General features: G+C 72.0%; 14 protein-coding genes. 3 read left to right on the forward strand and 11 right to left on the reverse strand.

What is annotated here, in order from left to right; genetic code table 11:
* Positions 1-330: 330 nt before the first annotated feature.
* Positions 331-1,338 (reverse strand): stage II sporulation protein M, encoded by a 1,008-nt coding sequence (locus tag ACZ499_RS35150; protein ID WP_468680637.1) that lies wholly within the window; start codon positions 1,336-1,338, stop codon positions 331-333.
* Positions 1,339-1,475: 137 nt separating this feature from the next.
* Here ACZ499_RS35150 and ACZ499_RS35155 point away from each other — a divergent pair, with 137 nt between their 5' ends.
* Positions 1,476-2,492 carry an RDD family protein gene (locus ACZ499_RS35155; protein WP_468680639.1) on the forward strand — a complete coding sequence of 339 codons (1,017 nt, stop codon included), beginning with the start codon at positions 1,476-1,478 and terminating at the stop codon, positions 2,490-2,492.
* 79 nt (positions 2,493-2,571) lie between these two features.
* Here the strand turns inward: ACZ499_RS35155 and ACZ499_RS35160 are convergent, their stop codons facing one another.
* Positions 2,572-3,189, reverse strand: a complete 618-nt coding sequence (locus ACZ499_RS35160) for a hypothetical protein (protein WP_468680640.1) — start codon at positions 3,187-3,189, stop codon at positions 2,572-2,574.
* A gap of 156 nt (positions 3,190-3,345) precedes the next feature.
* Positions 3,346-4,803 carry an adenosylhomocysteinase gene (ahcY, locus tag ACZ499_RS35165; protein ID WP_468680642.1) on the reverse strand — a complete coding sequence of 486 codons (1,458 nt, stop codon included), beginning with the start codon at positions 4,801-4,803 and terminating at the stop codon, positions 3,346-3,348.
* Between the two features lie 805 nt (positions 4,804-5,608).
* On the opposite strand from ahcY, the gene ACZ499_RS35170 reads away from it, so the two are divergent.
* The gene (locus ACZ499_RS35170; protein WP_468680643.1) at positions 5,609-5,884 is read left to right on the forward strand and encodes a PTS sugar transporter subunit IIA; all 276 of its coding nucleotides are present in this window, start codon (positions 5,609-5,611) and stop codon (positions 5,882-5,884) included.
* 166 nt (positions 5,885-6,050) lie between these two features.
* On the opposite strand, the gene ACZ499_RS35175 is transcribed toward ACZ499_RS35170, so the two are convergent.
* From ACZ499_RS35175 to ACZ499_RS35200, 6 genes are all read right to left on the reverse strand, one after another.
* On the reverse strand, positions 6,051-7,016 hold the full coding sequence (locus ACZ499_RS35175) for a cation diffusion facilitator family transporter (RefSeq protein WP_468680645.1): 966 nt from the start codon (positions 7,014-7,016) through the stop codon (positions 6,051-6,053).
* Positions 7,017-7,085: 69 nt separating this feature from the next.
* A complete protein-coding gene (gene manA, locus ACZ499_RS35180) occupies positions 7,086-8,252 on the reverse strand; it encodes a mannose-6-phosphate isomerase, class I (RefSeq protein WP_468680647.1) in 1,167 nt (388 codons plus the stop codon).
* A gap of 159 nt (positions 8,253-8,411) precedes the next feature.
* Positions 8,412-9,554: an SIS domain-containing protein gene (locus tag ACZ499_RS35185; RefSeq protein ID WP_385549840.1), complete on the reverse strand. Its 1,143-nt coding sequence runs from the start codon at positions 9,552-9,554 to the stop codon at positions 8,412-8,414.
* Positions 9,555-9,649: 95 nt separating this feature from the next.
* A complete protein-coding gene (locus tag ACZ499_RS35190) occupies positions 9,650-9,832 on the reverse strand; it encodes a Trm112 family protein (protein ID WP_067159781.1) in 183 nt (60 codons plus the stop codon).
* Between the two features lie 209 nt (positions 9,833-10,041).
* Positions 10,042-11,403 carry a phosphomannomutase/phosphoglucomutase gene (locus tag ACZ499_RS35195; RefSeq protein ID WP_468680649.1) on the reverse strand — a complete coding sequence of 454 codons (1,362 nt, stop codon included), beginning with the start codon at positions 11,401-11,403 and terminating at the stop codon, positions 10,042-10,044.
* A 225-nt stretch (positions 11,404-11,628) separates the two neighbouring features.
* Complete coding sequence (locus tag ACZ499_RS35200) at positions 11,629-12,048, reverse strand: DUF3499 domain-containing protein (RefSeq protein ID WP_468680651.1); 420 nt, start codon at positions 12,046-12,048, stop codon at positions 11,629-11,631.
* 273 nt (positions 12,049-12,321) lie between these two features.
* Here ACZ499_RS35200 and ACZ499_RS35205 point away from each other — a divergent pair, with 273 nt between their 5' ends.
* On the forward strand, positions 12,322-12,792 hold the full coding sequence (locus ACZ499_RS35205) for a metallopeptidase family protein (protein ID WP_371653066.1): 471 nt from the start codon (positions 12,322-12,324) through the stop codon (positions 12,790-12,792).
* A gap of 45 nt (positions 12,793-12,837) precedes the next feature.
* Here the strand turns inward: ACZ499_RS35205 and ACZ499_RS35210 are convergent, their stop codons facing one another.
* Together ACZ499_RS35210 and ACZ499_RS35215 are read right to left on the reverse strand one after the other, a co-directional pair.
* Positions 12,838-14,406 (reverse strand): DUF5719 family protein, encoded by a 1,569-nt coding sequence (locus ACZ499_RS35210; RefSeq protein ID WP_468680653.1) that lies wholly within the window; start codon positions 14,404-14,406, stop codon positions 12,838-12,840.
* Positions 14,403-18,158, reverse strand: coding sequence for a glycosyltransferase family 2 protein (locus ACZ499_RS35215; RefSeq protein ID WP_468680654.1), 3,756 nt, complete (start codon positions 18,156-18,158; stop codon positions 14,403-14,405). The genes ACZ499_RS35210 and ACZ499_RS35215 overlap by 4 nt, the downstream gene beginning before the upstream one ends.
* Positions 18,159-18,172 lie beyond the last annotated feature (14 nt).

Here is an 18,172-nt window from a genome sequence, read left to right on the forward strand (position 1 = left end):
CTTCGTTTCCGACTCTATCAGACTCTTTCGCGTCCGATTCCCAGTCAGCGGGATTCGCTTTCCAGGTTTTCGCTTTCGCGTTTCCCTTTCCGGCGACTCCGACTCTATCAGAAGCATTTCGGCCGAGCTAATCGGCTTCGTGGTTCGAATCAATCGGAGATGGCTCTTTTTCGGGAAATCAATTCCCGGGAGAGCGAGAGAGATACTAGCCAGTGCGCCCGAACCTGTCCAGTCCGGCGCAACCGTTTAAATCTACCTCCCCACTCGAACCGTGTCAACAGTTTTTGTGGGCGAAGAGAACAGTACCAGGTCAGAGGGGTCGTACGCACATCACGCGGCAGTGGGAAGCCCGGCGCTGCGGTCCGGTTCGTCGATGTCGCCTGTCTCGCCCTCGCGTACTGCTCGGCCGCCGAGCACGTAGACGTACAAGAGAAATGCCAGCTCGACGGCGATGCCGATGATGATGCGGGCCCAGGTGGGCAGGCCCGACGGCGTGACGAAGGCTTCGATCAGGCCTGAGACGAACAGGACCAGGGCCAGGCCGATGGCCATGCCCAGGGCCGCGCGGCCTTCCTCCGCGAGGGCGTCGCGGCGGGTGCGGGGGCCGGGGTCGATGACGGTCCACCCAAGGCGTAGCCCTGTACCCGCCGCTACGAAGACGGCGGTCAGTTCGAGAAGGCCATGCGGGAGGACCAGGCCGAGGAAGGTGTCCAGGCGGCCGGCCGAGGACATGAGGCCGATGCCCACGCCAAGGTTCAGCATGTTGGAGAAAAGGACCCAGAGGACCGGGAGCCCCAGGAAGGCGCCCAGGACCAGGCACATCGCGGCTGCCTGCGCGTTATTGGTCCAGACCTGAGCCGCGAAGGAGGCCGCGGGGTGGCTTGAGTAGTACGTCTCGTACTCACCCCCGGGTCGCGTCATTTCCCTGAGCGTCTCCGGAGCGGCGATCGACGACTGGACCTCGGGGTGGGTGCCGATCCACCAGCCGATGATCGCGGCCAGCGCGGTCGAGAGCAGGGCCGCCGGAATCCACCATCTACGCGCGCGATAGACGGCTGCCGGGAATCCGGCGGTCAGAAAGCGCGCGGCGTCGCGCCAGGAGGCGCGGCGGGTGCCGGTCACCGTGGCGCGGGCACGAGCGACGAGCTGGGTGAGACGGGCCGTGAGCTGCGGATCCGGAGTCGAGGACTGTATGTGTGAGAGGTGCGTCGACGTGCGCTGGTAGAGAGCGACGAGTTCGTCGGCCTCGGCGCCGGTCAGGCGGCGGCCACGGCGCAGTAGCTGTTCGAGTCGGTCCCACTCGGGATGGTGGGCGGTGACGAAGACGTCGAGGTCCATGGTCGGCTGCTGCTCCAGGCACTGGGTGCGTACGGTCCGTACTACTGCGGCGCGCTGCGGGCCAGCTTGGCAGACTGAGGTTTTCGAGGGTCCGGGAAGGTCGACGCTTCGGCGGCGACGGCGAAGGGTGGGTACCGGTGAGCGCGCTGGTCACGGGGGATGCGGTCGTGCTGGGGCTGCGGCCCGCGCGGCTGCCCAGTCGGGCGCTCGCGCTCCTCATCGACATGGTGGTGGCCTGGGCCGCCTACCTGATCGTGTCGTTCGCGCTGTTGCTGGCCACCGCGTCGCTCGACGATGCCGCGCAGGCGGCGATAGCCGTCGCCCTGTTCGTCCTCGTACTCGTAGGAGCGCCCATAGCGGTCGAGACGCTGACGCATGGACGCTCGTTGGGGAAGCTCGCCTGTGGGCTGCGGGTGGTGCGCGACGACGGAGGGCCGATCCGCTTCCGGCACGCGCTCGTGCGCGGGGCCATGGGCGTCGTGGAGATCCTGCTGACCTTCGGGGTGGTCGCCTGCATCGCGTCGCTGGTTTCGGAGCGGGGGCGGCGGATCGGGGATGTGTTCGCGGGGACCCTGGTCGTACGGGAGAGGGTGCCGGCCGGACGGGCCACTGCTGTGCCGCCGCCCCCGCCGTGGCTGATGGGACGTTTCTCCGGGCTCGATCTGTCAGGGGTGCCGGACGCGCTGTGGCTGGCCGTACGGCAGTACCTGACGCGAATGGGGCAGCTCGACGCGCAGGTGAGCTGGGCGATGGCGGTCCGGCTGGCCGACGATCTGGTGGCGCGGACAGGGGCGCCAGCGCCGCAGGGCGTGCCTCCGGCCGCGTATCTGGCGGCGGTGATGGCCGAGCGGCAGACTCGGGACGCGCGGCGGGCGTTCGGGGCGGTGCGGGCGGCGGGTGGGGCAGGCGGCATCGCCGGATACAGGGATTCCGGTACGGCGGGCGGGGCAGCGGCCACGGGCGAGGCATGGGCCCCGGGTCCTGCCGCGTCGGCGCCTCACGGCGCGGCGCACATCGCGGGCGCGCCCGTCTGGACCGCCGCTCCCCCGCGTATGCCATCCGCGGGCACGGCATCCGCCTCCTCGGCACCGAAGCCGGGGCCCGAGGCTGAGCCCGATACCCGGTCCGCCACGGGCTTCGTACCGCCTGCCTGAATCAACTGACCCGATCCGTCAGCCCCATCCGTACAGGTCATCTGGCCGTGTCTGCTTGGCGCGCCCACACTCGGGCTGCCTACCGCGCCCAGGCCGTCGGCGGGCTTTCGAGGGATTCGAGCTCGATTCCGGGAGCCGCGAGGACCACGTCACCGGCGATGTGGACGACGTGCTGTTCACCCGTGTCCAGGGCGCTGACCTGGTACTCGTCCACGGTCAGAGGGTCGTTGTCAGTGGCGTGCGCTTCACTGTTCACCAAGGCCCAGGACTGGTCGAGGGTGCGGGGGGCGAGGACCGGGTCGGTGAAGGCGACGAGGCGTACGCGGGTCGCGGGGGAACCGGGGGTGAGGCGGAGCAGACGTGACGTGGCGATGAGGAACGCCGGGGACATGCCGGTGAAGGCGTGGGCGGGGACGTTGCCTTCGGTGGCGTGAGTGCCGGTGGGGTCGGTGCGGACCCAGGTGACGCCGTCGAGGGCGGCGCCGCGCACCTGCCAGCCTCCGGCGTGGAGTTCGAGGCGAATGGGGCGGCCGAGGTCGTCGAGGGCGAGGTCGACGGAGCCGGCGGGATCGCCGGAGGGGGTGGTGATCTGGGAGACGTAGCGCCAGCCGGAGGGGCCGGGCGCGCAGTGGAAGTGTTCTTCGCCGAGGGGGGTGTGGTCGTGCGGATCGTGAAGCGAATACCGGCCGCGGGGCATGGGGTCTTGTGGTCCTCGGGGGCGTAGGGGTGGACCGTTGTACAGAGCGGGGTACGGGGCAGGCCCCCGGCACGGGGGTCCGGGGGCCTGCCTTGTACCGCTGTTCTCGGTACTACGTTCTCGGTACCGCGGCTGTCGAGTCCGTCAGTTACGGAATCAGTAGCGGTAGTGGTCCGACTTGAACGGGCCATCGACCTCGACGCCGATGTACGCGGCCTGCTCGGGGCGGAGCGTCGTGAGCTTCACGCCGAGCGAGTCGAGGTGGAGGCGGGCGACCTTCTCGTCGAGGTGCTTGGGCAGCACGTAGACGTCGGTCGGGTACTCCTCGGGCTTGGTGAACAGCTCGATCTGAGCCAGGGTCTGGTCCGCGAACGAGTTGGACATCACGAACGACGGGTGGCCGGTCGCGTTGCCCAGGTTGAGCAGGCGGCCCTCGGAGAGGACGATGAGGACCTTTCCGTCGGGGAACGTCCAGGTGTGGACCTGCGGCTTGACCTCGTCCTTGACGACGCCGGGGATCTTGGCGAGGCCGGCCATGTCGATCTCGTTGTCGAAGTGGCCGATGTTGCCGACGATGGCCTGGTGCTTCATCTTGGCCATGTCCGCGGCCATGATGATGTCCTTGTTGCCCGTCGTGGTGACGAAGATGTCGGCCTTGTCGACCACCTCGTCGAGCGTGGTGACCTGGTAGCCGTCCATCGCCGCCTGCAGGGCGCAGATCGGGTCGATCTCGGTGATGATCACTCGGGCGCCCTGGCCGCGCAGGGACTCCGCGCAGCCCTTGCCCACGTCGCCGTAGCCGCAGACGACAGCGGTCTTGCCGCCGATGAGGACGTCGGTGGCGCGGTTGATGCCGTCGATCAGGGAGTGGCGGCAGCCGTACTTGTTGTCGAACTTGGACTTGGTGACCGCGTCGTTGACGTTGATCGCCGGGAAGAGGAGGGTGCCGTCGCGGTGCATCTCGTACAGACGGTGGACACCGGTCGTGGTCTCTTCGGTGACGCCGCGGATCTCGGACGCCAGCTGGGTCCACTTCTGCGGCTTCTCGGAGAGGGTGCGGTTCAGCAGGGTGAGGATGTAGCCGTACTCCTCGCTGTCCGCGGTGGACGGGTCCGGGGCCGCACCGGCCTTCTCGAACTCGACGCCCTTGTGGACCAGGAGCGTGGCGTCACCGCCGTCGTCCAGGATCATGTTCGGGCCGCCGGTCGGGGTGTTCGGCCACGTGAGGGCCTGCTCCGTGCACCACCAGTACTCCTCGAGGGTCTCGCCCTTCCAGGCGAAGACCGGGACGCCCTGGGGGTTCTCGGGGGTGCCGTTCGGGCCGACCGCGATGGCGGCGGCGGCGTGGTCCTGGGTGGAGAAGATGTTGCAGGAGGCCCAGCGGACCTCGGCGCCGAGGGCGACGAGGGTCTCGATCAGGACGGCGGTCTGCACCGTCATGTGCAGGGAGCCGGTGACCCGGGCGCCGGCGAGCGGCTGGGTGGCGGCGTACTCCTTGCGGATCGACATCAGGCCGGGCATCTCGTGCTCGGCGAGGGTGATCTCCTTGCGCCCGAAGGCGGCGAGGGAGAGGTCGGCGACCTTGAAGTCCTGGCCGGCGTCGACAGTCGTCATGGCGAGCTGCTCCTCGTAGGTGGGTCGAGGGTGGGTACGGAAGGTCTGCGGGCGCGCCTGGGCACGGCGACGGCCACGCGGGCGCCAACGGGTGCCCGGCGGACATCGCGATGTCCGGGTGGACACCGGAGTGTCCGTGGGCACCAAGCGGTGCCCGTCGTGCTCACAGCGCAGTCCGTCGGAGGCCCTCTCTCCCTCGGCCGGTGCGCGTGGCGTACCGACCGACCGCCATCAGCAGCGACGTCTGGCTCTGGTCACGAATCTACACCGATCGGCCCAGCCGCCCCCAGCCCGTCCAGGAAGGCGAGGTGGAGACGTTCAGGGTCGGGAGCCTTCCCAAAGAGGATCAAGGAGCGGCAGCAAGGGTTAGCCGTGAGCGTTGCGGGTGGGGAGGCGGCACTGGCCGCGGATGCGGCGATGGCCGTCGACCGCGTTCCGGTGGGGGTGGCTCCAGAGGCAGCCTTTGCCGCCGCCCCGACTCCGGGCCGTACCGGGGGCGCTTCCGGTGCGAGCAGAGTCGGCGATTCTCCTGATGAACGTCCCCGCGGCTCCAGGAGTTCCAGCCGATCCCACGCCCCCGAAGGCTCCGAAGGCTCCGAAGGCCCCGCAGGTTCCGGCGACCCCGCCGACCTCCGCGAAGTCCTATCCGGCCGCCTCACCCCGTACACCGTGACGTGAAGGTCGCCCTGGCAGCGGGCGAGAAAGAGGCTGCTATCCGGGAGATGGGCGAGCTGCGGGCCGCGGCGGGAACCTACGGGATGTCGACGAGCTCGTACTGGTCGCGTCGGCGCGTGAGGCGCAGGGCATGACCGGGCTCGGCGAGGTGATCGCGATCCCGCACGCCAAGACGGATGGGGTGGCGAGGCCGAGCGTGGAGTTCGCCCGGTCCTCCGAGGGGATCGAGTGGGGCGCCCTGGACGGGACGAAGGCCAAGCTGCTCTTCATGATCTCGGTGTCGCAGGCGGCGGCCGGGGACGAGCACCTGCGGATCCTGGCACGGCTCTCGCGCCAGCTCATGGACCTGAGTTCCGAGTGCGGTTGGCGGGAGCGCCGGACGAGGCGGCCGTACTCGCGGTGCTGAGCGAGACCCAGTAGAGGGTGCGTCCAGTAGATGCGCGGACCCCGTAGACGTGCGGGCGGGGCGGGAAGTCCTCTCCCGCCCCGCCCACACACTCACACTCGCCTGCCGAAGCCTCGGCCCCAGACCTGCTTCGCAGGTAGCGGTGGAGCGCACTCGGTGACCGTACTCAGTGACCCGTGCCGCCCGGCGTGGTCGCCGGGTCCGGGCCCGCCGCGGCTTCCGTCGCGCTGTAGATGTCAGGCTCCAGGTAGATCACGCGGGCGATCGGGACCGCCTCGCGGATGCGGACCTCGGCCGCGTTGATGGCGTGGGCGACCTCTGCCGCTGTGTCGTCGTGCTGGACGGCGATCTTGGCCGCGACCAGCAGCTCTTCCGGGCCGAGGTGGAGCGTACGCATGTGGATGACGGAGGTGACCGTGTCGCCGTCGACGATCGCCGTGCGGATCTTCTCCAGCTCCTCCGTACCGGCAGCCTCGCCGAGCAGCAGCGACTTCGTCTCGACCGCCAGAATGAGGGCGATCAGGATCAGCAGCGCGCCGATGCACAGGGTGCCGACGCCGTCCCAGACGCCGTCGCCGGTGGCCAGCGCGAGGCCCACGCCGCCGAGGGCGAGGACGAGTCCGATCAGGGCGCCCGCGTCCTCAAGGAGGACTACGGGGAGCTCGGGGGCCTTCGCCCGGCGCACGAACTGCGACCAGGAGAGCGAGCCCCGCGTCTCGTTCGACTCCTTGATGGCCGTACGGAAGGAGAAGCCCTCGGCGATGATCGCGAAGATCAGGACGCCGACGGGCCAGTACCAGGCCTCGATGTCGTGCGGGTGCTTGACCTTCTCGTAGCCCTCGTAGAGGGCGAACATGCCGCCGACCGAGAACAGTACGATCGAGACCAGGAAGGCGTAGATGTAGCGCTCCCGGCCGTAGCCGAAGGGGTGTTGGGGCGTCGCCTCACGCTGTGCCTTCTTGCCGCCGAGCAGCAGCAGGCCCTGATTACCCGAGTCCGCCAGCGAGTGGACGCTCTCCGCGAGCATCGACGACGAACCGCTGAAGAGGAACGCCACGAACTTGGCTGCCGCGATCGCGAGGTTGGCGCCGAGCGCCGCCACGATCGCCTTGGTTCCGCCTGACGCACTCATACGTGCACGTGTTCCCTTCGTCGGTGTCGCGGCCGCCCGGGTGCCGCCATACGGCCGCACATTGTTGCATCAGGCCACGACAGTGGCGCGAAAAGCAGTGCCCGTTCCGGACAGTCCGGCCTTTTCGCCCGCCCGGACGAAGGCCGCCTGGCCCGGGGTGAGGCGCAGGCCGCCGAGCTCCACCGCACCCGCCGTGCACAGGACGATCTGCGGGGTCCCGGCCGTCAGGTCCGTCGGAGCCGCACCCTCCGCGCGTACGAAACGGGATAGGCGGAACTCGTCGATCGGGGTGTCGTAGAGCTCTTCGCCCGCCTCCGACGCCTCGGGGCGCAGGACGCCCGGGTCGTTGGCCTCGAAGCGGACGACCCGGAGGAGTTCGGGGACGTCCACGTGCTTCGGGGTCAGACCGCAGCGCAGTACGTTGTCCGAGTTGGCCATGATCTCCACGCCCATGCCGCTCAGATACGCGTGCGGAATGCCGGCACCGAGGAACAGGGCCTCGCCCGGCTGGAGTTGCACGTAGTTGAGGAGCATGGCCGCGATGACGCCGGGGTCGCCCGGGAAGTGGTGGGCGAGTGAGGCATAGGCCCGGTAGGCGTCACCTCCGAGGCGCTCGCAGGCCGCTGCGGCCTCTGTCACCGTCGCCGCCATCTCCTGCGGATCGGCGGTCAGTACGGCCGTGAGGACCTCGCGCAACGCCGCCTCTTCGGGGTGGGCGTGCAGGAGGTCCACGTACGGCTTGAGGGAGTCCACGTCGAGCGCGGCGAGAAGATCCGCGGATTCTTCCGGAGCCCGGAACCCGCACAGGCCTTCGAACGTTGTCAAGGCACAGATCAGTTCGGGCTTGTGGTTGGCGTCCTTGTAATTGCGGTGCGGGGCGCCGAGCGGAACGCCCGCGCTTTCCTCGTCCGCGTAACCCCGCTGCGCCTGGGCGAGATTGGGATGCACCTGAAGCGAGAGGGGGGCGCCTGCCGCCAGCAATTTGAGAAGAAAAGGAAGACGGGGGCCGAATTTGGCGACGGCCGCGTCACCGAGCTCCGCCGTCGGGTCCGCTGCGATGACGTCGGAGAGCGGAGTCCCGCCCGCACCCCGGTCGATACGGGACGGGGCGCCCGGGTGCGCACCCATCCACATCTCGGCCTGGGGCTCGCCGGTGGGGGCGGTGCCGAGCAGTTCCGGGATCAGCGTCGTGGAGCCCCAGGCGTAGGGGCGCACGGTGTTGGCGAGACGGTCCATGGTTCGCGTGGTCTCTTTCGCGTGGTCTCGTACGGGTTCGGTCGCCGCGTGCCCAGCAGCTGTCGGCACCGGTCACCGTCGGTATCGGTCGCTGTCGGCTCCGGTCACTGATGTCCTCGGCCGCCGGCCGCGTCGGCATCGGGCTGCACCGGCGGTGCCCTACGTGGGGGGCGGCGTCGATGCGAGGGCGAGGTACGCGGTCGTGAAGTCCGTGAGGGCGAGGAGTTCCGCCAGGCACTCCAGCTCCGTGCCCTCCTCCGGCTCCAGTTCGCTGATCTGCGCCTCGTGGCTCAGGGCGAGTTCGCGCGCGGCCGGGGCGGCGGAGAGGCCGCCCGCCGGGCGGTCGCGCAGCAGGACGACCCGGGCGTGCAGCGCTGCGGGCTCTTCCACCCGGTCGCGGAAGAAGTCGTCCGGGTCGGCGCCCTCCCCGAGCGAGCCCGCGAGCAGGATGCCGTGCGACGCGAGCGTCTCCGGCAGCTCGCCGGTGAGTGCGGGGCGGCCCGCGAGCTCGGCCAGTACGGTCGCGAAGCGGCGGCCCGCCGGTGCGGCGCCCTCGCCCTCCGTCCAGACGAGGGGGAGCGAGTCGGCGAGTTCCGTCGCGAGGGTCTTCGCCGGGTTGCTGTACGTGGCGATGGCCGGGCCGCAGCGTTCCGCGGTGCGGTCAAGGCGGTCGGCGATCTTCTCCAGCGTCTCCGGAGGCGCGGCGGTCAGCCCCAGCCGGTCGAGCAGGGCGAGGATGGGGGTGAACAGGGCCCACAGCGCGCTCGGAGAGGCGGCCGGGGTCCTCCCGTCCTCGTACAGCTCGTGCGGGGCCGTCGCCAGCGGCACCACCAGGCCGTGCACCCCGTCGACGGCCTCGGAGAGCGGGGAGCCCTTCGGGGCGACGGCCACGACCGTGCAGCCCCGGCGGTAGGCCTGCTCCGCCAGGAGCGCCAGGCCGGGCTCGCTGCCGTCCGTCGTGGTGATGAGCAGGAGGTCGACCGAGCCCGCCCAGCCGGGGAGGTTCCAGCGCAGGGCGCCCGCCGCGGCGGCCACCCCGGTCGAGACGAGCCGGGCGACCGGCGCGGAGGCTCCGGCCAGCGCCGTGACCAGGTCGGCCACGCCCTCGGCCGCGGTGCCGGGGCCCGCGATGAGTACGGCCCGGGGGCGGCCCTCGGGCTTCAGCTCCGCGATGCCCGCCTCGATGGCGTGCCGGGCGGCGGTACGGACGCGGGCGCCGGCCTCCGCGGCTCCACGCAGCAGACCGCGGCGATCCGCGCGGGCCAGGGCTTCCGGCGCGTCGAGCAGCGACTCATCGAGCATGTGCGGCGGCCTCCGGGGCGATCGGGGTTCCGGGTCACTCGGTTCCCGGCTGGTGTGCCGGGCGGGGTCTGCGGGACGGGGTCCGCGGGGCGGGGTTACGCCGGGCGGCGGGCCTCGTCCACGAGGAGTACGGGGATGCCGTCGCGGACCGGGTACGCAAGGCCGCAGTCCGCGCCGGTGCAGACCAGCTCGGGCGTCTCCTCGGCCGTGGCGTCCTTGAGCGGGGCGTGGCACGCGGGGCAGGCGAGGATGTCGAGGAGGCCGGCTTCGAGCGGCATGGAGGTCCTTCCGGAACGTCTTCGTCGTCTTCGTATACGTGGATCAGGTACCTGGATCAGGCCTTGTCACCCTACCGCCGGGGTGCGGTGCGGGCTCCCCGGGTGGCGTGGGCGGACGCTGGTGGCGGTGGGAGTCGGCCCGCGAGGCCGCCGGGACCGGGTCCCGTGCCGGACGGCCGGGACCGGGCCCCGGCCCGTCCGGCACGGGATTACGCCCGTACCAGCGCCAGGACCTCGTCCCGCAGCTTCGCCATCGTCGGTTCGTCGCGCGCCTCGACGTTCAGCCGCAGGAGGGGCTCGGTGTTGGAGGGGCGCAGGTTGAACCACCAGTCGGCCGTGGCGACCGTCAGGCCGTCCAGCTCGTCCGTGGTGACGCCCTGCCGCGTCGCGAAGGCCTCGCGGACCGCCTCCGTACGGGCGGCCTGGTCGGTCACCGTCGAGTTGATCTCGCCCGAGCCCGTGTAGCGGTCGTACGACGCCAGCAGGCGGGAGAGCGGGGCCTTCTGGGTGCCCAGGGCGGCCAGGACGTGCAGGGCCGCCAGCATGCCGGTGTCGGCGTTCCAGAAGTCCTTGAAGTAGTAGTGCGCGGAGTGCTCGCCGCCGAAGATCGCGCCCGAACGCGCCATCTCCTGCTTGATGAACGAGTGGCCGACCCGGGTGCGGACCGGGATGCCGCCGTTCTCGCGGACGACCTCCGGGACGGACCAGGACGTGATCAGGTTGTGGATCACCGTGCCGCCCGGGTGCTTGGCCAGCTCACGGGCCGCCACCAGGGCGGTCACGGCGGACGGGGAGACTCCCTCGCCGCGCTCGTCCACCACGAAGCAGCGGTCGGCGTCGCCGTCGAAGGCGATGCCCAGGTCGGCGCCCTCGGCGCGGACGCGCTCCTGGAGGTCGACGATGTTGGCGGGGTCGAGGGGGTTGGCCTCGTGGTTGGGGAAGGTGCCGTCGAGCTCGAAGTACATCGGCACCAGCGTCAGCGGCAGACCGTCGAAGACGGTGGGGACCGTGTGGCCGCCCATGCCGTTGCCCGCGTCCACGACGACCTTGAGGGGGCGGATGCCGGAGACGTCGACCAGGGACTTGAGGTGGGCGGCGTAGTCCGCGAGCGTGTCGCGCTCGTCGAGCGTGCCGGTCGTCGCCGCCACTTCCGGGGCGCCCGACTCCGACCAGGCTTCGACCAGGGCGCGGATGTCGGCCAGGCCAGTGTCCTGGCCGACCGGGGCGGCGCCCGCGCGGCAGAGCTTGATGCCGTTGTACTGGGCCGGGTTGTGGGACGCCGTGAACATGGCGCCGGGCAGGTTCAGCTTCCCGGACGCGTAGTACAGCTGGTCCGTGGAGCACAGCCCGATCAGCGTGACGTCCGCGCCCTGGCGGGCCGCGCCGCGCGCGAACGCCGCCGACAGGCCGGGTGACGAGGGGCGCATGTCATGCCCGACCACGATCGCGTCGGCGCCCACCACCCGGACGAAAGCCGCTCCGAACAACTCGGCCAGGGACTCGTCCCACTGATCCGGCACCACCCCGCGGACGTCGTACGCCTTCACGATCTGCGACAGATCAGCAGCCACGGCCCAACCCTTCTGAAATCACCTGCGGAAACATGCGGCCCCCTGGACCGAGGCTACCGGCTGGGGCTGTCAGGGCTGCCGCGCCTGTGGAGAACGCGATGCCTGCGGAGAACTCCAGCCCTGTGGAGAACGCGACGCGGTGGAGGACTCCGGAGCGGTCGGCCCGTGAGGGTCGGGGCTCGCACGACCGGCCCCTCGTCCCCTGCGGCCGGTCCGCTCGGCCCGTCAGGGCTCCGGGGAGCGCAGGACTCGGAGGTGGCCTCGGCGGGCGACCTCCCTGGGGTCGGCCGCGCGGGCGCCACCGGCCTCGGCGGCACGTTCGTGCGGACGGGCCGCTTCCCGTACCGCGTTGGCAAGCGCTTCCAGATCGTCACCGCTGGGGCGGCTCGGGGCGGAGGCGTCGGTGAGGCGGACGACCTCCCAGCCACGGGGCGCGGTGAGGCGCTCGCTGTGCTCAGCGCACAGGTCATAGCAATGGGGCTCGGCGTAGGTGGCGAGCGGGCCGAGGACTGCGGTCGAGTCCGCGTAGACGTACGTCAGTGTCGCGACGGCAGGGCGGCCGCACGCAGTGCGCGAACAGCGACGTACAGGGCTCACGACGTTGGACGGTACCGCACTCTTGAGCGGGCCGCGACGACTCTCCACCGGGTCACTCCACCGTGTCGCGGTGTGAGCTCGGGCACAGCGGCCCCGTGAGCAACTGGGCTGACCTGCACGGGAAGAGGGCCGCACGGTCTGTGACCGGACCGATTACGTTCCGTACTTGGGAATCTTCCGGTCAAACGACGCGAAATCCACTGTCTCGTATGGGCCGGTAATCGCTCTCAAGCGAGAGGGAAACGGTCATCAGACGACATGCCACGGAACGGGCCGCCGCCGCGATCGCACGGCGCTCCGGAGGGCTACGCTGCGTCAGTGATGGACAGTTCCAGTTCCGGCATCGGCTCCGGCCCCGACTCCGTACCGGCCGGCCCGCGGCCCCGCCGCCGCGACCGGCACGGGAGGGGCATGCGCGGACCCGTCGCCCCGCCGCAGGTGCCGCTCTCGGCGAGCCGCGCGGAGAGCTTCCGCGATCTGGTGCGGGACTCGGTGGAGCGGCTGGAGCGGCGCTGGCCGCAGCTGGCCGACGTCGACTTCCTCGTCTCCGACGTGCCGCTGCCCGAGTCCGACGACGACGGGTGGAGCGACGAGGCCGTGCCGCTGGGCCGCGCGCTGCCCGCATCCAAGGGCTCGCCCGCGCGGATCATCGTCTACCGGCGGCCCGTCGAGATCCGCACCAAGAGCCGGGACGAGCGGGCCCTGCTCGTCCACGAGGTCGTGGTCGAGCAGGTCGCCGAACTCCTCGGTCTCGCACCGGAGTCGGTCGATCCCCGCTACGGACAGGACTGAACGGACAGGGCTGAACCGGCAGGGCCGACCGAACCGGATCCGTCCTCAGTCGTCCAGTACCGACAGGTCCTGCTTCGCCGCCGGGACCGCCACCGTCCCCTTGTCGTCGGGGAGCGTCTGCACGGTGAACATCGGGATGCCGTCCTGCGGCAGCGCCAGCGTGCGGGAGGCGTAGACGGGGCCGCTGCCCGGCTGGGTCTCGACCGTCAGCGCGTACGAGCCCTTGAGGCCGGACGGGACCGGCGGCTCCACCGCCAGCGTGGTGCCGGCCTTCACGGTGTACGTCTTGGTCTGCGGCTCGCCGCCCTCGGTGCCGGGCGACGCGGTGACCTTGACCGTGGCGGCGGTCGGCGCGGTGAACGCCAGCGTCGAGCCCTTGGCCCGGTTGTCGGCGGCCGTGGACCGGTCGCCGACCGGCGCGGTGGCCGGAATATATGCGGTCTCCTGCTTGTCACCCGTGCCGCGCACTACGCGCAGCGCCGCCACGATGGGCGTTTTTCCGCCATCCGAACTCGGGGTGAGCAACAGGGAACCCGCCTCACCCCTCGTAACGTTCTTCAGATCAAAGGACGCCGTCATCCCCGACTTCACGTGGACGGTGTCCAGACCAGCAGGGGTGAAGCTGCCGCCCGCACCGGCCAGCCGCACCTTGAGATCGGCGTCGTCGGCGCCCTTGGCGTACACCACCAGGCGTACGTCGGTGGCGTCGCCCGGGATGCCCGGGAGGACCTGGCTCGCCGCCGGGTCGGCCGACGCGGACAGCCAGTCCGCGCCCGCCTTCGCGTCCGATGCCTGCACGACCGCCCCGACCCGGCCGGAGCGGGTCGTGACGTGAACGGTCAGGTCATCGGCCGCCGCCGAGGTCAACGTTGACAACAGAACAGGGACGCTGGATTTGGCGGGGACCGTAATGCCCTCCCCCACCTCCGACTTGATGACGCCGTCCTTGCCGAACAGCTCGATGTCGGCGACCGCCGCGGTGTCGTCCGGGTTGGTCAGATGGACGTAGTCCTGACGGGTCTTGGCGGTGGAAGCGCCGGGGAACCAGAAGTCGGTGTCGGGTTCGGTGCAGCGGGTGCCGAGCACCGCGCGCGTGTCGCCCGCCGAGACCACCGTGGTCTGCTGCGCCGCCCAGCCGGGCGCGAGCGGGCCGTCGGCGGACCCGGCGAGCGCGGGGGCGTCGGAGCCGTCGGCCGTGGCCGAAGCGGGCTTGCCGGGCTCCTTGAGGGTGACGACCGCCTTGTTGGGGTCGGGCTTCTCGGGGGTCTTCCCCTTCTTGCCCTTCTTGTCCTTGCCCGCCTTGTCGGTGGACTTGGCGGGGGCGCCGTCGGTGAGCGGGGTGACGGCGGGCTTCAGCACGGCGCTGCCGGCCGTGCCCACCTTGGCGCCCGCGTCGCCGCTGCCCTTCGGGGTGTACGTGGTGTACGTGGTCTCCGCCAGGTCGGACAGGCTGGGCGCCGGGCACAGCAGGCTGGAGCGCTCGACGGGCAGCCGTGCCGGACCCTTCGCGTCGGCCTTCACCGAGTCGCCGCCCGGCGCGGTGAAGGCCGCGAAGCCGGTGACGGCGGCGAGGGCGACGGCGGCCGCGATCAGGGAGAGGGTGCTGCGGTTCACTGGTTGCTCCCGTCGGGGCGGTGCGGCTGCTCGGTGTCGTGGCCCTGGCCGTCAGGGCTCTGGCCGGGGATGCGGCCACCCTCGCCCTGCCCCTGGCCCGGGGCCTGCTCCCCGCCGTAGCCATAGCCGTAGGGGTCGTACGCGGGCTCCTGCGGCGGGTACTGCTGCTGGTACGGGTCTTGGTACTGCTGCTGGTACGGGTCGTACTGCTGCTGCGGGTACTCGGCGTTGGTGTACGCCGTCTCGTCCCACTGTCCGTAGGACTGCTGCTGCGGCACCTCGGCGTACTGGGCGGTCGCGTACGGGTCGTGCTCGGGGGCCGTGGGCGCGGAGGCCGGCGGGGGCGGGAAGTCCTGGCCGGCCAAGTCTTCGGGCTCCGCCGTCGGCTCGGCGTCGGCGGCCTCGGCCTCCGCCTGGGCGCGCAGGCGGCGGGCCCGGCGGCCCTCGCCGTCCCGGGCCGGGGGCAGCACCGGCTGCTCCTCCTCGGGCAGGTCGTCGTCGATCCGGCGGCGGCGGCCCGGCAGGGCGAGCACGACGAGCACCAGGGCGAGGAGTGACTGGGCCCAGATCCACGCGGTGTGGGTGAAGGGGGCGTCGTAGGTGATGTCCAGGCGGCCGCCGTCGGCGGGGAGTTGGAAGCCCTGGGCCCAGCCGTCGACGGTGGTCTTCTTCAGCGGCTTGCCGTCGAGGGTCGCGGTCCAGCCGGGTGCGGCCCGGTCGGCGAGCCGCAGGACCCGGTCGACCGGACCGGCCGGGATCTTGGTGTGGACGTCGACCGGGTCGGCGGCGACGGCCACCGGCTCGGCGGCGCCGGTCTGCGCCGACCCCGTCTGGGCTCCGGCGGAGGCGGCGGGCGGCACGATGACGGCGCGGGCGACCTGCCGGTCGACGCGCCACAGCGCGCTGCCGTCGAGCTGGCTCAGCCGGCTGAGGCCGGGGGTGGTGTCCAGGACCCGGCCGAAGGCGCGGGGCGCTCCGTCGCGTACCAGCACATAGCGCACGGCGAAGCCGCTGAGCTGGGAGGACTGGTCGGCGCCGGAGCCGGCGACCAGATTGGCGACGACCTTGTCCAAGCGGGGGTCGCTGCCGCCGGAGGCGGCGAGTTCGGCGTCGCCGAGGCGGCCGCCGGAGCCGCGGACCAGGGTGTAGGAGACCTTGGCGGCCGAGGTGCCGCCCAGGACGAGGGTGCGGGCCTGGTCGCGGGTGCCGCTCTCCTCCGCGACGAACGCGGGCACCTGCACCGGGTCGCGGCGCTCCAGCGGGCCGTCGGCGCCGCTCAGCATCCAGCCGCCCGCCGCGATCAGCGGAGCGACCGCGGCGGCCAGGGCGATCAGTGCGGCGACCGGCTGGCGCCAGCCGAAGCCGTGGGCGGCGACGCGCTCCTTGGCGCCCTCGGCGCCGAGTACGGCGGCGGCGAGCAGGGCGAGGCCGTAGACGAGGGTGGCCGGGCCGGCCCAGTCGCTGTTGTTGGAGAGGGCGGCGAAGAGGAAGCCGGTGAGGGCGACGGCCCAGGCGGTGCGGATGGCGAACTCCCGCTCGCCACGCAGCAGTGCGGCGAGCGCGGCCAGCACGAAGCCGACGAGGAGCAGTCCGCCGACCGTCTTGGGGCCGCCGGGGCTCGCGCCGAGCAGGTCGAGCGCGGAGGCCGAGCCCTTGCCGTACTCCAGACCGGCCTCGCGGAAGAAGCCGGACGGGCTGGTGAGCAGGGTCAGTGACCAGGGGGCGAGGATCAGGAGGGGGGTGCCGACGGCGGCGAGGAAACGCAGTCCGTAAGCGGTGATGTCGTCGCGGCGCAGCACCAGGACGACGGCTCCGAGGAGCGCGGCGACGGGCCAGACGACGGGGGTGAACGCCATGGCGACGGTGAGCAGCAGCGCGTACGTCCAGGTCGCGCGCCCGCCCGTCGCCCGGCCACCGCTCCTCACCGACGCGCTTCGCGCGGCCCCTTCCTGATCGCCGCGGCCCTCGCCGCGGAACCCGGCGGCGGTGACGCCCGCACGGGCGATCAGCGGCAGGAGTACGGCGAGGACGGCGGTGCCCAGGCGGCCGGTGGCGAGGGCGCCGGTGGCGGCGGGCAGGAGGGCGTAGGCGACGGCCGCCCAGGCGCGCAGCAGGCGCGACTCGACGAGGGGCCGCGAGGCGAAGTAGGCGGTGAGTCCGGCCAGCGGGACCGAGCAGACGAGCAGCAGGGTCAGGGCGAAGCCGGTGGAGCCGAAGCAGAGGGCGGCGAGGGCGGCGATGGCCGCGAGGTAGGGCGGGGCGGTCTGGGTGCCGCCGGTGCCGATGGGGTGCCAGGCGTCCGCGTAGCGGCCCCACAGGTCGCCGACGCCCGAGGGCGCGGGGAGCAGGGCGCCGCCGGAGAGGGCGCCGCCGCCGAGCAGTTCGCGGCAGGCGGTCAGCGAGATCAGCAGGAGCAGGGCGAACAGGACGGGCGCGGGTTTGCGGGCGATCTTCTTCAGCCGCGCGAACTGCTCGATCTCCAGGAAGTCGGCGTCGTCTCCGCCGGGCCCGGACTCGACGGCGCCGTGCCGGGAGCCGCCGGTGTCCTCGGCCCCGGCGCCGAGGCCGGCGGCGACCTGTTCGACGGTGGCGCGGACGGTGGCGCCAGGCGGCGGGAAGAGCGGCCGCAGCTCGCTCGCCTCCACCCCGCTCTTGCCGCGCCTGCGCCGTCCGGCGAGGATCCGGCCGGGCCGGAGCAGGGTCGCGGACAGGCCCATGATCTCGTCGACGGCCTGGCCGGGCGCCTTGCCCACCAGATAGGCGAGGGTGCGCAGTACGGTGCCGACGACGATGCGCAGGAACACGTACGGCAGCGCGGCGGGGCGCGAGTTGACGAGCATCGTGTAGACGGCGCCCGCCTTGTCGACCCGGTGCGGGTCGACGGCGGAGCGGCCCGCGCAGTCGACGGTCCGGCGCTCGCGGGCGGCGGCCTCGGCGTGCCGGACGACGGCTTCGGGGGCGACGAGGACGGAGTGCCCGGCGGCGTGCGCGCGCCAGCACAGGTCGACGTCGTCGCGCATCAGCGGCAGCCGCCGGTCGAAGCCGCCGAGCTCCTCCCACACATCGCGGCGGATCAGCATGCCGGCGGAGGACACGGACAGGACCGGGCGGACCTGGTCGTGCTGGCCCTGGTCCTGCTCGCGCCTGTCCAGGCCGGTCCAGCGGCGGCCGCTGCGGGCGATGGAGACGCCCACTTCGAGCAGCTGCTTGCGGTCGTACCAGCCGCGCAGTTTGGGGCCGACGATCGCGGCGTGGGCGTCGGAGTCGGCGACGCGCAGCAGTTCGGCGAGGGCGTCGGGCGCGGGGGCGCAGTCGTCGTGCAGCAGCCAGAGCCACTGGACGGGCTCGCCGTGCGGCAGTTCGGGCAGGTCGTAGGTGTCGTCGCGCCAGCTGCGCGAGACGGGGTCCCAGCCGCTGGGGCGCTTCAGGTACGGGAGCTCCTCCGGGCCGAGCACCCCCGCGGAGCGGACGGCCTCGTCGACGGCGGCGCCGAAGCCGGTGCGGCGCGCGAGGTGCAGGACGCGGTCGGCGCCCAGGGCCTCGGTGACCAGGCGGGCGGAGTCGTCGGCGCTGCCGGTGTCGGCCGCGTACGCGCTCTGTACGGGGCGTTCCTGGCCGAGCAGGCCGGCGAGGGCGTCGGGCAGCCAGCGCGCGCCGTCGTGCGAGACGAGCACGGCGGTGACGACGTGTCTGGGGAACTCGGGGGTCGCGGCCTCGGAGTACGGGGCTGTCGACTGGCTGTGCACGGACATCGAGGTACGGGCCC

The organism is Streptomyces sp. NPDC031265, from assembly GCF_055570295.1.

What these genes read in the sequence shown, in the direction of transcription:
- ACZ499_RS35190 (WP_067159781.1), bottom strand. Translation starts at nt 9,832, where the DNA reads ATGCCGCTCGAAGCCGGCCTCCTCGACATCCTCGCCTGCCCCGCGTGC.
- manA (WP_468680647.1), bottom strand. Translation starts at nt 8,252, where the DNA reads ATGGACCGTCTCGCCAACACCGTGCGCCCCTACGCCTGGGGCTCCACG.
- ACZ499_RS35205 (WP_371653066.1), top strand. Translation starts at nt 12,322, where the DNA reads ATGGACAGTTCCAGTTCCGGCATCGGCTCCGGCCCCGACTCCGTACCG.
- ACZ499_RS35215 (WP_468680654.1), bottom strand. Translation starts at nt 18,158, where the DNA reads ATGTCCGTGCACAGCCAGTCGACAGCCCCGTACTCCGAGGCCGCGACC.
- ACZ499_RS35175 (WP_468680645.1), bottom strand. Translation starts at nt 7,016, where the DNA reads ATGAGTGCGTCAGGCGGAACCAAGGCGATCGTGGCGGCGCTCGGCGCC.
- ACZ499_RS35150 (WP_468680637.1), bottom strand. Translation starts at nt 1,338, where the DNA reads ATGGACCTCGACGTCTTCGTCACCGCCCACCATCCCGAGTGGGACCGA.
- ACZ499_RS35170 (WP_468680643.1), top strand. Translation starts at nt 5,609, where the DNA reads ATGACCGGGCTCGGCGAGGTGATCGCGATCCCGCACGCCAAGACGGAT.
- ACZ499_RS35185 (WP_385549840.1), bottom strand. Translation starts at nt 9,554, where the DNA reads ATGCTCGATGAGTCGCTGCTCGACGCGCCGGAAGCCCTGGCCCGCGCG.
- ACZ499_RS35160 (WP_468680640.1), bottom strand. Translation starts at nt 3,189, where the DNA reads ATGCCCCGCGGCCGGTATTCGCTTCACGATCCGCACGACCACACCCCC.
- ahcY (WP_468680642.1), bottom strand. Translation starts at nt 4,803, where the DNA reads ATGACGACTGTCGACGCCGGCCAGGACTTCAAGGTCGCCGACCTCTCC.